The sequence below is a fragment of the Thalassotalea mangrovi genome (genome assembly GCF_005116735.1).
Classification (GTDB): domain Bacteria; phylum Pseudomonadota; class Gammaproteobacteria; order Enterobacterales; family Alteromonadaceae; genus Thalassotalea_A; species Thalassotalea_A mangrovi.
Genome location: NZ_SWDB01000014.1, coordinates 22,113 through 34,972, shown reverse-complemented (window position 1 = coordinate 34,972; position 12,860 = coordinate 22,113). Strand labels below are relative to the sequence as shown.

Sequence of the window (12,860 nt, the reverse complement as noted above, 5' to 3'; positions counted from 1 at the left end):
GTTTACTGTAAATACCCCAGATAACGTAAGTTTAACTGTAAACTTTCATTTTAGACATCATTTTATTAAACCAAAGCCTGCCTGAACGGCAACAATAGTGAACATAACCGGTAAAAACCTGACGCTTAGAACAAGTTAAACTGGAGTTTTCGATAACAATGACCTGAATTTCTAGTCGGTCAGTTGGAAAGTCAGATATCAACCATTTATCCATCCCTTCAAGCGCCGCTAACGCTTACAATTTCACAACTGAAATCCGGATCGGATTCCGGTATAATCCCGCCACTTAAATTTTAATGCCAACACCAATCACAGGAATCTTATGAGCGTAAAGACATTCGACCCGAACAACCTGCCGGAACAAACCAGTGCCGAAAATGCCAAAGCCGTAAAGCGCAGTGTCAGTAACAGCGCCGAACGAGCCAATAGCGAATTGAGCCAAGGGAACTCCAAGGTCGGTTTCGTCAGTCTTGGCTGTCCGAAAAACCTGGTGGATTCCGAGCGTATTCTTACCCAGCTTCGTACCGAAGGATACGATGTCGTACCTAGCTATGATGACGCCGATTTGGTGATCGTTAATACCTGTGGTTTTATCGACTCGGCCGTTCAGGAGTCTTTAGATACGATTGGTGAAGCATTAAAAGAAAATGGCAAAGTACTGGTGACCGGCTGTCTCGGCGCTAAAGAAGATGAAATCACCGAAATTCATCCTAACGTTTTGGGCGTAACAGGGCCGCATGCCTATGAAGAAGTGTTAAATCAGGTTCATCAACACGTCGCGAAACCTCAGCACAACCCGTTTGTCGACCTGGTACCAGATCATGGTGTGAAGCTGACTCCAAAACATTTTGCCTACCTGAAAATATCCGAGGGCTGTAACCACCGTTGTACGTTTTGCATCATACCTTCGATGCGTGGCGATCTCGATTCCCGTCCTATTGGCGACGTTTTGGGCGAAGCCAAACGCCTTGCTAACGCGGGTGTCAAAGAGTTATTGGTGATCTCTCAGGATACTTCTGCTTATGGCGTTGATGTTAAGCATAAAACCGATTTCTGGGACGGAATGCCGGTCAAAACCAGCATGCTTAAGTTATGTGAAGAACTGGGTAATATGGGAGTATGGGTGCGCCTGCATTATGTTTACCCATACCCACATGTCGATGACGTTATACCACTGATGGCGGAAGGCAAAATACTGCCTTACCTGGATATTCCGTTTCAGCATGCCAACAAGCGCATATTGAAACTTATGAAACGCCCTGGCAACGCTGATCGCACCCTGGAACGCATTAAAAAATGGCGTGAAATATGTCCGGAGTTAGTGATCCGCTCTACCTTTATTGTCGGCTTCCCGGGAGAGACCGAAGAAGAGTTTGAAGAATTACTGGAATTCCTGCGCGAAGCAAAGTTAGACCGAGTTGGTGCATTTGCCTACTCGCCAGTCGAGGGAGCTACAGCCAATAACTTACCGGATCAAATCGATGAGGAAACCAAACAGCTGCGTTTACAACGGTTTATGCAAGTGCAGTCAGAGATTAGCGCCGCGAAATTGCAACAACGCATTGGTAATGAATACCAGGTATTGATCGATGAGGTCAATTCGGAAGGCGCAATTGGTCGCACTTATATGGATGCCCCTGAAATAGACGGACTGGTATATTTAAGTGATGAGTTTGATGTCAAACCTGGAGACAAAATCTGGGCTCAGGTTATCCATGCTGATGCTCATGATGTATGGGCCGTCAAGGTTGATGATTAAATGGTAATGACTTACGACATTAATACGCTGGACGTCAGCATCGGCTTAACAAACCCCAAGAGCCCCGCTAACGTCGGTGCCATATTGCGTGCCGCCGGCTGCTACCAGGCCGGACAGATATTCTATAGCGGTTCCCGTTATGACAATGCGGCTAAATTTCATACCGATACAAAAAATGCCAGTCTGGATATCCCGTTGCAGCAAACGCCCTGTTTGTTGCAAGCGAAACCGGCCGGCGCCAAGCTGGTTTGTGTGGACTTAGTGGAAGGTGCACAACCCCTGCCCGAATTTGAGCACCCACAACAGGCGTATTATGTGTTTGGCCCCGAGGATGGGACGATTGATCAGGCAATTATCGATGCCGCCGATGCGGTGGTATATGTCCCCACAAAAGGCTGTATGAACCTGGCCGCCTCCGTCAATGTCATTTTGTATGACCGGTTGGCTAAAAATGCCAGCCGGAACCAGGGTGATGAACTCATCAGACGCAGCCGCGATGTTAATAACAAGGTTAAAGTCCGTTAGCGCACAATGACAATATACTTTTGTTCAACCATGCGCCGGGCTGATTCTGACTGAGTTAGCCCTTCCCTTGTGAACAATCAAACAGTTACAAACATTCTCAAAACGCGGCAGATGAATTAAATTTTTGCATACTTATTTTGTTACATATGTATGCACTCTGTTAACCCTTTTCATCCTTGTTCCTCCTATGATTTAAGTTAGGGGAACCACGAGAAAAGGAGGTTTATATGAACCGCACAAACCTGTTTGCAGCATGCTTAATCGCTGCCGTCCCAGTGGGCGCCTTAGCCAGTGACTTTCAATTTGTCGCGAAAGATTCTTCTATAGCAACCAAAACCTGCATTGCTGCCGCCAGCAACGATCTGCCGGGTTTGAAACGAAATGGGCGCCAGGGCTTTGATGGCAATTATCGGCTGATGAGCCTTACCCTGACCTGTAATGGCGTTGATGTTAACAGCTTTGCTCAATCCTTTGGGGCAACATCGACTAATGACTTTCTCAATAGGCGGGTCAGCAGTCAATATCGGGTAGATGAAGAGGTGAACATTATCGATGTTTCTGCTCACTACCCAATGGTAAATGGCCAGTTACAGGTGATGGTTAGCGGCAAATAATAAGCTCGGGGAAGCGGGAGATTAAGGCGTTTTGGTTGTCACTTGTAGGTCTGCTGCTGAGCGATGTTAGCGCGTCCCGAAAAGACGGTCACCCGCATCTCCCAAACCAGGAACCACATAACCATTGTTATCGAGGTGTTCATCGATCGATGCGGTAAACAACTGAATATCAGGATGTTTCAGCGCTAGCTTTTCCAGGCCTTCGGGGGATGCAACCAGGACCATTACAGCGATTTGCCTGGCACCATGAAGCTTTAACAGGTCGATGGTTGCCACCAGCGTGCCGCCCGTTGCCAGCATTGGATCAATAACGAAAACCGGACGTTGATCCAGATGCTGCACCAGTTTTTCAAAGTAAACCACTGGTTCGAAGGTTTCGTGATTCCGATACATGCCAACCATCGAAATTCGGGCATTGGGGATCAGGGTAAGTAGGCCATCGAGCATCCCCATGCCGGCTCTTAACACCGGTACTACGGTTGGTTTTTTGCCACAGATTGCTTCAATTTCGACTTCACCGCACCAATTGCTGATTGAGTGAAATTCGGTTGCCAGCGTCCGACTGGCCTCATAGGTCAGGCTAATGGTAAGCTCGGTGACGACTTGTCGAAATTTTTGCGTCGATATGTCCTTATTGCGCAATAGGCCGAGCTTGTGGCGAACCAAGGGATGACTTAATTGCGTGATTTGCATAACAATACGGAACAGGCCTTAAACTTTAAGTATGGCCAACATTCTCAATATTGCATGAAATACCGATTGCCTTAAGCCGATGCCATTGCGATGGCTATGGCTCGGTAGACGTTGCTATTACCTCACGCCTTCTCCAACAAACGGATTTGATGCCCGTTCCTCACCAAACGTGCCCATCGGGCCATGGCCAGGAATAAACTGCACATCATCGCCCAGCGGCCATAACTTAGTTTTGATCGAATCAATCAATTGCTGTTGATTGCCGCGAGGAAAGTCCGTGCGACCGATGGAACCTCTAAACAATACATCACCAACCTGGGCTAACTTAGTGGCTCGATGAAAAAAGATCACGTGACCGGGCGTATGCCCCGGGCAGAAATACACCTCCAGGGTCTCATCACCCAAGCTCACCGTATCGCCGTCTTCAAGCCAGCGATCGGTAGCGAAAGCCTCAACCGGCTCAAAACCAAATCGTTGCACCTGTTGAGGAAACAAATCAATCCAGAACTGATCCTCCCGATGTGGTCCTTCTACGGTTAATTTCTGCCGACGGGCTAACTCTTCAGTGCCACCAGCATGATCCAGGTGCGCATGAGTCAATAATATCTTGGTTAGTTTTACGCCCAACTGCTGCGCGGTGGTTAACAGGCGCTCCACCTCACCGCCAGGATCGATAATGGCTCCTTCCATGGTGTTGTCGCACCAGATTAAGGTGCTATTTTGCTGAAACGGGGTGACCGGAATAATGTGATACTGCAGCATAACGATAGTGACTCTATTATGTATCAATCAATTAACATGTTAATAACCTAGCATACTGACCTCCTTCCCCGCCACCGTGAGTTAACATGGAAGCGAATTTTTCACCCTGAAAAATTCGCTTTTCAGCGCCTTAGCCCTTGCAATGGTAATAGCAAAATCGGTAAGCTCATGGGTCTATAAAAATAACCAAGAAGTAGCTATGTCCATCGTTCGAGACTCTTTTCACACCCGTATTGGTTTTATTCTGGCAGCCGCTGGCTCAGCGATCGGATTAGGAAACATCTGGGGATTTCCAACACAGGCGGCCAATAATGGCGGTGGTGCATTCCTGTTTATCTACTTAATTGTAACCCTGCTATTGGCTCTGCCGGCACTCTATTCAGAGATGTATATCGGCAATCAAGCACAGAAAAACCCGGTTACGGCTTTACAAGAAGCCTGTGCACCAAAATCAGCACGACTGGGAAAGTTTGCCGGATTGTTTGGCTTGATGGGCGCCATTTTGATGCTCAGCTTCTATTCGATTGTAGCAGGCTGGATGTTGTCGCACGCACTGGCACCGCTTTCAGAACTTGTTGGCTTCAATGGTGCGGCGCAATGGATGGAAACCAGTAGCCTCGGCCGAAACCTCATTTTCACCCCTATTTTCATTGTGTTAACAGCGCTGATTATCTTTCAGGGCATTCATGCAGGCATAGAACGCTGGTCGTCTCGGTTGATGCCAACGTTGTTCGTCATGTTAATTGGCTTAATTATTTATATCTTGCAGCAACCAGGCGCCAGCGCCGGCCTGGAAATGTACCTGATTCCGGATTTCAGTCAGTTAACCGATCCCAGGCTGATTATTTCAGCGATGGGGCAGGCCTTCTTCTCTCTGTCCATCGGCGTAGGCGGCATGATGGTATACGGCAGTTATCTCAAAAAAGGTGATAACCTTGGAAAACTGGTGGCTTCCATTACGGCGCTGGATACCCTAATTGCTTTTCTGGCGGGCTTACTGATCATCCCTGCTCTGTTTGTCGCCCAGCACAACGGCCTGAAAGTCTTTGAAAATGGCGTATTAATTGGCGAAGGCCAGTTAATCTTTCATATATTGCCTAATTTATTTGATGCCATGGGAGAGGTGGGCATCCTGGTTGGACTGGTATTCTTCGCCCTAATGTCGATGGCCGCTCTCACCTCTACCTTATCCTCCACGGAAGTACCGGTTTCTTATCTGGTAGAAGATAAAAACCTGAGTCGGAATAAAGCAACTCTGGCGGTTTCGCTGGTTGTATTGTTGGCAAGTATGACGCTGGTTGCCTTCTTCGATCCTTTATTTGGCATGATCATCAGTTGGGTAAATACATTTCAGCTACCGATTATGGGACTGTTTTATTTTATTGTCGTGGGCTGGCTGTGGAGCCGTGGCAATCGTCTGCGCACCGAAGCCCGGCAAGGCGATAACCGCTGGATTGCCCTGTGGGCAAATTACCTGCGTTATGTATGCCCGGTGTTAATTAGTATTGTGTTTATTAATGTTGCCTTTGGCTAGGGGCTGTTCGAACAGTTCAATCGTGCGCCGGGAACGATATGTTACCTCTTACTTTATCTACTAATTCGATTGACAAACCATTATTGAACAAAATTTGGCCGGCCAAGTTCACCAGGCCCTAACAGAAGGATAATAAAAATGAAGAATTCATATTGGATGAAACCATTAACCATTTCACTGCTTTCCCTGCTTGGCGCCAGCGCCTGTAGTGATGCCCCTGCCGAGCCGGTTAAAAAGCAAATTGTCGCTAGTGAAAAGGCCCACCAACTTGCCCAGCAGCACATCATTGTCGACACCCATATCGATGTGCCCTATCGCCTCGAAGGTCAATATGAGGACGTCACTAAAGCGACAGCAAAAGGTGAATTTGATTTACCACGAGCGCAGCAAGGTGGCTTAAATGCGGCATTTATGTCCATTTACACACCGCCTAAACTGGAAGACGAGCCAGGGCAACACCGTTATGGCCCGAAAGCCATGGCCGATTTGCTTATCGACCGTGTTGAAGCAATCGTTGGCCGCGCTCCAGGGTCATTCTCCCTTGCCTATACCGTCAAAGATATCGAAGAAAACTATGCCGCAGGAAAAGTTTCGTTGCCCCTTGGCATGGAAAACGGCAGCCCAATTGAGGGTAATATTGAAAATCTCAGCCATTTTTACCAGCGCGGGGTGCGTTATATCACGTTAGCCCATAGTGAAAGCAATCACATCAGTGACTCGTCCTATTCGGAAGATAAACCCTGGCAAGGTTTAAGTCCGTTTGGCAAAGAGTTAGTAAAAGAGATGAATCAATTAGGCATCATGATCGATGTCTCGCACGTTAGCGACCAGGCCTTTTTCCAGGTCATGGAGTTAAGTGAAGCACCGGTAATTGCCTCACATTCATCTCTCCGCCATTTCACCCCTGGCATGGAACGTAATATGAGTGATGAAATGTTAACAGCGCTGAAAGATAATGGTGGTGTGATTCAAATTAACTTTGGATCTTATTTTCTGACTAATGAAGCATACCAATGGGATGAAACCAAAGAGGCCAACATTCAGGCCTTTATGAAACAGCACGGTCTGACCGAAGATGATGAAAAAGTTACCGAATTTAAGGCCGATTATCGTCAGCAACATCCCTACCCATTTGCCACCCTTGACGATGTCCTCGATCATATCGATCGCGCTGTTGAAATAGCCGGCATCGACTACGTCGGTATCGGCTCCGACTATGATGGTGTAGGTGATAGTTTACCGACCGGATTAAAAGACGTGAGCAGCTTCCCTAATTTAGTCGAAGGATTGTTGCAACGTGGTTACAGTGATGAAGATATTGGCAAAATTCTTGGTAAAAACCTGTTGCGGGTTTGGCGCCAGGTAGAAACGGTTGCACAGCAGTCGGCAGCCGCTAACAAAGCCACTGCGATATAGGGATAACCGTTTAACGGATAATCGCTTCGGTAGTGATGACACATGTCATCAGCTACCGGCCCTAAAAATCCCATTCATGAAGCCCAGCGATGCCGCAGTAATCGCTGGTCTGCTTAATCTTCCCCCTCCTGTTTAAACACAAATTCTGCCGCGGTTTCCACTTGTTGTTTGTCTTCGTCAATTTCCAGGGCATGTTTACCCCGTTTTAATGCAATTCTCGCTTGATACTGAGCTGCTTCACGCAGCTCCTTATCGCCAATAGCGGCAATCGAGCCCAGTCCCTTTTGTAAACGCACCAAAACCTCAACATTTCTTGCACCATCGCGGGCGATTGCGCTAAATGCATCATCAAACATATCCATAACCGATACCTGCCCTACTTCGACCCGGTCAAACTTAAGATTATCAGTCTCTTCATCCTCGAGCGGCCGGCTCCACAGGGTAATCAGTCTCACTAATACACCAATAATGGTGATCGCCGTGCCTGGATCGTTGACCGCCGGTGATAGCGCACGGCTTGATATTTCAGATAAAACCACGAGCCCGAATCTCGGGTCATAATCAAACATACGCTCATCACCGATTGCAAAACAATTCCGGACCGGCTCAAGTTCATCGGTCGAGCATTCTTCGCTGGCATCGAGCAAGCTTGCAATGGGACGACCAGGAGCCGCCAGGGAACCAGGTAAGGCTTCAACCCTGACCTGTTTATCTTTGTCTTTCGCCCAACCCTGTAATGCTTCCATATCGATGTGTTGCACAAACCCCACCTTAGATGCATATATACGCTGGCCCGCTTTGTCCTGACTCAATGGTTTGCCGCCCAGAGTTGGCGCATTTCGGCGCCTGAGCAACGCTTTACGGGTAGCATGTTCGACTTTACCTATGGTCGAGCCCATGCGTCCAAGACGGGCAATGCAATCGACCCAGCGGACAAAGGTTAGAATTACCAGGGCAAAAACAATCAAGGTAAAAACAAACAGGACAAAAATGCCACCCGCTTGAAAAAAGTCATTTTTAAAGGCAATTAGCGCCACTATGCTGAAAATGAATGCCCCGACAAAGGTGGACAGGGCATTTTTAGACTTATCATCGGCAATGACCAGGGCGAATGATCGGGGGGTAGCATTACTGCTTGCCGATGCATAGGCCGACAACAGAGATGACACGGAAAAGGTTGCAATGACCAGCATGCTGGTCGCCATTATTGAGAGTAGCGTTTCCAGGCTGCCCCGGGATACATTGGGGGTATATTGGGCAATCCAGGTGTTTTCGGCTAATTTAGCCGTGAATACCGCAGAAATTGATAACACACACACCATCAGCGGTTTCACCCAAAGGCGTTCACGTAAGCGTTTAATCAGAAAACTGAGATGATCTTTCGATACCTTGGAGTCCAACGGCAACACCTTTGACCATAAAACTTCCAGTGTAGACTATGTCAAACCATTCATGACAGGTGCCAGGTTAATTAACAAGCACGGTCGCGGCGCACGTAAATCCGTGAACTTGATCCGCCATTAATACCGATTTCATTAATATAGAATGACTATATCAGTCAAATCGTTGTTGCAAGTAAGCCTCTGCCCTACCCCCGGGTTGTATAAAAACTTAATGGAATTGGCATAACCTGCCTTATGAGATGCTACTGGACAACTCAGGCAGATGACATCCTTACTCCACATTAAGCAATGCATCCTGTTGCTGTTTCGATTCCGATTCTGGTGCTACTTCAACCTGGTCGATTTTCGCAAAACGGCGACTGATCTTATGGGCACTGGTATGGATTTGTTTCACATCCGATGCGGCCTGGTCGATGTGCTTAGCAAGATTATCAAAGCGACTGGTAAAGCGGTTAAAATCGTCTGCCAGCATTGCCAAGTGCTCCTGAATAATATGCACCTGCTGTCGTGTTGCCTCATCTTTTAACACCGAACGCGCGGTCGTCAATATCGCCATTAACGTCGTTGGTGATGCCAGCCACACCCTGGCCCGATGAGCGCTTTCCACCAGCTCTGGGTAATGACCATGAATTTCAGCAAAAATAGCTTCCGCCGGGATAAACATCACCGCGCCATCTGCGGTTTCGTTACTGATTAAATACTTTTCGGAAATATCCCGGATATGCTTTTTAATGTCCTGGCGAAACTGGGTTTGCGCCATTTTTCGCTCGGCAACAGTCAACTGTGGGTCCTGCATGCGCTGGTAGGATTCTAACGGAAATTTGGAGTCGATCACTACGTTACCGGTCGGCTTAGGCAAAAACAGCACACAATCGGCAATTTTACCGTTCGATAACGTATGTTGTATTGAGAAATGTTTCTCTGGCAATACATTACGTATCAACGCATTTAACTGCACCTCGCCAAATGCGCCACGGGAGCGCTTGTCGGCAAGCACTTCCTGGAGGCTAACCACATTCGACGACAACTCGGTAATTTTCTTTTGCGCATCATCAATCAGTGCCAGACGCTTTAAAATATCATTAAAGGTTTTTGTGGTCTTCTCAAAACCATCGGTTAAACGGTTTTCGACTTCTTTGGAAATATCTTTTAAACGATTATCAGTTGACTCGGTTAACTCTTTCATACTGGTTGCCAGGGCTTTCGAGCTTTGTTGCAAACTCACCTGCAATTCCTGACGATGCGCCTGGGTTGATTGCTGAAGGTGTTCGATCAATTGTTTAAAACCGTGATTTTGATGCTGGGTAAACTTTTCGCTATGTTCATGCAACACTTTCATCAGATTCAGGTGCTGCTCATTATTGATCTTGATTTGCTGCTGTTGAGTCTGAAACAGCAGTTTTTGTATCTGGCTTTGCTGGCTGTGCAGCATTTGCTGAAGGTTTTGCGAAAGTGATGCGGTTAACTTCTCAATCAATGCGTCGCTGGCGGCATCTGGCAAAGGATTGTCCAGATACTGACGCAATAAAGATTGCGTCCGTCTGTTGCTTAACCATTGCCAAATAAATAATGCGCCAAGCATTAAAATGACCGCAAAAGTCAGATGAGTATCCTGTATTTGTTCCATGTCCACACCGAGAACTACTGATTATTTTTACAGGTATTTAATCACTAATTGCTAAAACTTGCAAAAGCGATACGCAAATTTTCCTATTGACGATCGTGGTTGTCACGTTTGCGGTTGTAGTGGTGACGATTTTTTATTACTTTAGAATGCCAGTTTATGCCCCATTAGATTTTGTAAGCCAATGTTATTTAAGAAAGTTACTACACCTGAAGTAAAAACGATTGCCTTAGTTGCTCACGATAATATGAAGCCGGCATTAATTGCCTGGACGACCGCCCATGCCGATAAGTTAAAGCCACATCGCCTCTATGCGACCGGTACCACCGGCAGTATTCTTGAATCACAAACGGGCTTGTCGATTCATAAACTGATCAGCGGCCCGTTAGGTGGTGACCAGCAAATTGGCGCTTTAATTACCGAGCAGGTGATCGATATGATGATATTTTTCTGGGATCCACTCGAAGCCCAACCCCATGATCCCGATGTCAAAGCCTTGTTACGACTTGCCGCGGTCTGGAATATACCGGTTGCCTGTAACGTCGCCACTGCCGATTTGTTGATTACCTCTAAATTGTTTGATCACGCCTTTGAAAAAGACGTTCCGGATTATCAAAAATACCTGTCTGAGCGCACGTAATAATCTGCTTAGGGGCAATGTGACAATGTGACAATCAACAATTGAGTTGGTAAATAGTTACCATTTTTAAGAGTGGCATAGGCCAGTATATGCTGATTCGGCTTTCCCGGAGCCAGGCTGCCGTAAACCAATAAATGCTGCATAAGATACGAAACCGATTCGATTACCCGCATTCATCGTTCGAATTGATGTTGCTAGCGGCCAGGGAACAACACAGGATAATTTATTGATAAGAGGCCAGAAACTCATTAAGGAGAGGTTTTTGCAATTGTTTCACCTGCAGGCATTGTGCGGTCTTCATCAGTTGTTTTTGTAAACTGGACTGAAATATGCCTTGGCGGTCACTGAAAAAATCATACAATGACTGAGCATTATCCCACTGGCATGACGGGGTAAAGACTTCGGGCAGGACGCTCTGATACAGCAATGGCAGTTGCGCAACCCATTTACCAAAATCATCTTCCAACCACTGGTAGAGAATATGCTGTTCCTTGTTTTGCCAAAACAAACGCTGCAAGATATATAACCGCTCGCCAGAGCTAAAATCGATTTGATGAGTTTGTTTGAAAATATAATGTATCGAAGTCGGATCCTGAAAATACATGGCCTGGATGATGCTTTTTCGTAGGTTTTCATCCGGTGTTGCTTGCGCGACCTTGAAATACTGATGCACCAGATTTTGCTGGTTTCGACTGGCATTTATGGCACTGATGCGTAATGCTTCTGTTCCCAGTACCGGACTGATTGTCGAGTTGCCCTGCAGATAAATAACCGCCAGGTCCCCTAAGTACTGGCTCACCCGTTTATCCCGGCCAAACTGTGCCAGGGCTCTGAGCAATCTTGCCCGCAGGTAAATCAATTCCTGAGGTTGTCCCTCTGATTCTTTCATCCCTACCTGAGCAAGCCAGGGTTGCAATAGCGCATTCACATAGTAGCCGTATGCATAAAGATGCCGCTGGTCCAGGTATACGTAGCCGATGTTAATAATTTCATCGACAACGACCTGCGCCGTCAACGGATGCTGGGATTTAGCCAACACTTCCAATACCTGCAGGTGTTCATTAATCGTGATATCGCCACGATCTAACTTCTGGCGACTACTTTCAATGGCACTCACTTGTTTGAGCAATGATTGGTCAAGCAGATTCTGATACCCTTGCGAGGCTTTAACACAGGTACAGGCAAACAGTAGCAATAACAGTCCGGTTTTAATCAACACAGCCAGAGGCCGATGCACATAATGACACCGTTTACGCAACGCTTGTGAGATATATGAAAATAATAACCAGAGCACAGAAGATATCCATTTGCTGGCAATCACCACAGGCAAGGAATCAGTCATCTATAGCGATCGGATGAGTCCGTCTGGTAAATTGTAGTTGGTTCTGCAGGTTTTGCTGTGCTGATACAGGCAGGTAAATACACCCGCTCGTTTAAGCGGGTGCCGCTGATATTAACTATTACGTCCCCAGTAACGTTGCATTTCCAGAAATAAGAAGGAAGCGGTCCAGGTAATTAACAATAGACCGGTTAACGAGACAATACCGGTTAAAAAGCGAATATCGCCGGTCGGGGTAATATCGCCAAACCCGAGCGTAGAATATGTGGTAAATGAAAAATATACGCAATCAAGCAAGGCACCGGAAAACTCTCCTTTAAACTCACCAAATCCTGGTTCGTGGTGCATCCAGAAAAATACCAGGCCAATAATCCAGATTTCGACGGTATGGGCAATCAGAGAGCCGACCACGCCCATTAAAATCCGATATTTGTGTGCAAACTTAAACTTTGGCAATAACTTCGACATATACCATAGGGACTCATAGTGGATAATTACCACCAATGCCACTACCAGCGTATTTATGAGGGAAAGTTGAATCATATTCGCCC

General features: G+C 46.8%; 12 protein-coding genes. 6 read left to right on the top strand and 6 right to left on the bottom strand.

Annotated elements, in window-relative coordinates; all coding sequences use genetic code 11:
* Nucleotides 1-322 precede the first annotated feature (322 nt).
* The 3 genes from rimO to E8M12_RS07175 all read left to right on the top strand — a co-directional run bounded on the left by rimO (nucleotide 323) and on the right by E8M12_RS07175 (nucleotide 2,898).
* Nucleotides 323-1,759, top strand: a complete 1,437-nt coding sequence (gene rimO, locus E8M12_RS07185) for a 30S ribosomal protein S12 methylthiotransferase RimO (protein WP_136735417.1) — start codon at nucleotides 323-325, stop codon at nucleotides 1,757-1,759.
* A 6-nt stretch (nucleotides 1,760-1,765) separates the two neighbouring features.
* Complete coding sequence (locus tag E8M12_RS07180; protein ID WP_211245003.1) at nucleotides 1,766-2,284, top strand: RNA methyltransferase; 519 nt, start codon at nucleotides 1,766-1,768, stop codon at nucleotides 2,282-2,284.
* Nucleotides 2,285-2,511: 227 nt separating this feature from the next.
* Nucleotides 2,512-2,898, top strand: a complete 387-nt coding sequence (locus tag E8M12_RS07175; RefSeq protein ID WP_136735416.1) for a DUF3718 domain-containing protein — start codon at nucleotides 2,512-2,514, stop codon at nucleotides 2,896-2,898.
* 66 nt (nucleotides 2,899-2,964) lie between these two features.
* On the opposite strand, the gene upp is transcribed toward E8M12_RS07175, so the two are convergent.
* Nucleotides 2,965-3,591, bottom strand: coding sequence for a uracil phosphoribosyltransferase (gene upp, locus E8M12_RS07170; RefSeq protein WP_136735415.1), 627 nt, complete (start codon nucleotides 3,589-3,591; stop codon nucleotides 2,965-2,967).
* A 117-nt stretch (nucleotides 3,592-3,708) separates the two neighbouring features.
* Nucleotides 3,709-4,350 (bottom strand): MBL fold metallo-hydrolase, encoded by a 642-nt coding sequence (locus E8M12_RS07165; RefSeq protein ID WP_211245005.1) that lies wholly within the window; start codon nucleotides 4,348-4,350, stop codon nucleotides 3,709-3,711.
* 202 nt (nucleotides 4,351-4,552) lie between these two features.
* Here E8M12_RS07165 and E8M12_RS07160 point away from each other — a divergent pair, with 202 nt between their 5' ends.
* Nucleotides 4,553-5,887 carry a sodium-dependent transporter gene (locus E8M12_RS07160; protein WP_136735413.1) on the top strand — a complete coding sequence of 445 codons (1,335 nt, stop codon included), beginning with the start codon at nucleotides 4,553-4,555 and terminating at the stop codon, nucleotides 5,885-5,887.
* 138 nt (nucleotides 5,888-6,025) lie between these two features.
* Nucleotides 6,026-7,303 carry a dipeptidase gene (locus E8M12_RS07155; RefSeq protein WP_246034045.1) on the top strand — a complete coding sequence of 426 codons (1,278 nt, stop codon included), beginning with the start codon at nucleotides 6,026-6,028 and terminating at the stop codon, nucleotides 7,301-7,303.
* A 113-nt stretch (nucleotides 7,304-7,416) separates the two neighbouring features.
* Here the strand turns inward: E8M12_RS07155 and E8M12_RS07150 are convergent, their stop codons facing one another.
* Nucleotides 7,417-8,703, bottom strand: coding sequence for a DUF2254 domain-containing protein (locus tag E8M12_RS07150; protein ID WP_136735412.1), 1,287 nt, complete (start codon nucleotides 8,701-8,703; stop codon nucleotides 7,417-7,419).
* 274 nt (nucleotides 8,704-8,977) lie between these two features.
* Nucleotides 8,978-10,333 (bottom strand): DNA recombination protein RmuC, encoded by a 1,356-nt coding sequence (locus tag E8M12_RS07145; protein ID WP_246034044.1) that lies wholly within the window; start codon nucleotides 10,331-10,333, stop codon nucleotides 8,978-8,980.
* 181 nt (nucleotides 10,334-10,514) lie between these two features.
* Here E8M12_RS07145 and E8M12_RS07140 point away from each other — a divergent pair, with 181 nt between their 5' ends.
* A complete protein-coding gene (locus E8M12_RS07140; protein WP_136735411.1) occupies nucleotides 10,515-10,970 on the top strand; it encodes a methylglyoxal synthase in 456 nt (151 codons plus the stop codon).
* A 223-nt stretch (nucleotides 10,971-11,193) separates the two neighbouring features.
* Here the strand turns inward: E8M12_RS07140 and E8M12_RS07135 are convergent, their stop codons facing one another.
* Entirely contained in the window at nucleotides 11,194-12,312 is a 1,119-nt protein-coding gene (locus tag E8M12_RS07135) for an ERAP1-like C-terminal domain-containing protein (RefSeq protein ID WP_136735410.1), read from the bottom strand.
* 111 nt (nucleotides 12,313-12,423) lie between these two features.
* Entirely contained in the window at nucleotides 12,424-12,852 is a 429-nt protein-coding gene (locus tag E8M12_RS07130) for a potassium channel family protein (RefSeq protein ID WP_136735409.1), read from the bottom strand.
* Between the last annotated feature and the right edge of the window lie 8 nt (nucleotides 12,853-12,860).

Coding starts and splice junctions, on each gene's coding strand:
- E8M12_RS07175 (WP_136735416.1), top strand. CDS start 2,512: ATGAACCGCACAAACCTGTTTGCAGCATGCTTAATCGCTGCCGTCCCA.
- E8M12_RS07145 (WP_246034044.1), bottom strand. CDS start 10,333: ATGGAACAAATACAGGATACTCATCTGACTTTTGCGGTCATTTTAATG.
- rimO (WP_136735417.1), top strand. CDS start 323: ATGAGCGTAAAGACATTCGACCCGAACAACCTGCCGGAACAAACCAGT.
- E8M12_RS07155 (WP_246034045.1), top strand. CDS start 6,026: ATGAAGAATTCATATTGGATGAAACCATTAACCATTTCACTGCTTTCC.
- E8M12_RS07180 (WP_211245003.1), top strand. CDS start 1,766: ATGACTTACGACATTAATACGCTGGACGTCAGCATCGGCTTAACAAAC.
- E8M12_RS07140 (WP_136735411.1), top strand. CDS start 10,515: ATGTTATTTAAGAAAGTTACTACACCTGAAGTAAAAACGATTGCCTTA.
- E8M12_RS07135 (WP_136735410.1), bottom strand. CDS start 12,312: ATGACTGATTCCTTGCCTGTGGTGATTGCCAGCAAATGGATATCTTCT.
- E8M12_RS07130 (WP_136735409.1), bottom strand. CDS start 12,852: ATGATTCAACTTTCCCTCATAAATACGCTGGTAGTGGCATTGGTGGTA.
- E8M12_RS07160 (WP_136735413.1), top strand. CDS start 4,553: ATGTCCATCGTTCGAGACTCTTTTCACACCCGTATTGGTTTTATTCTG.
- upp (WP_136735415.1), bottom strand. CDS start 3,591: ATGCAAATCACGCAATTAAGTCATCCCTTGGTTCGCCACAAGCTCGGC.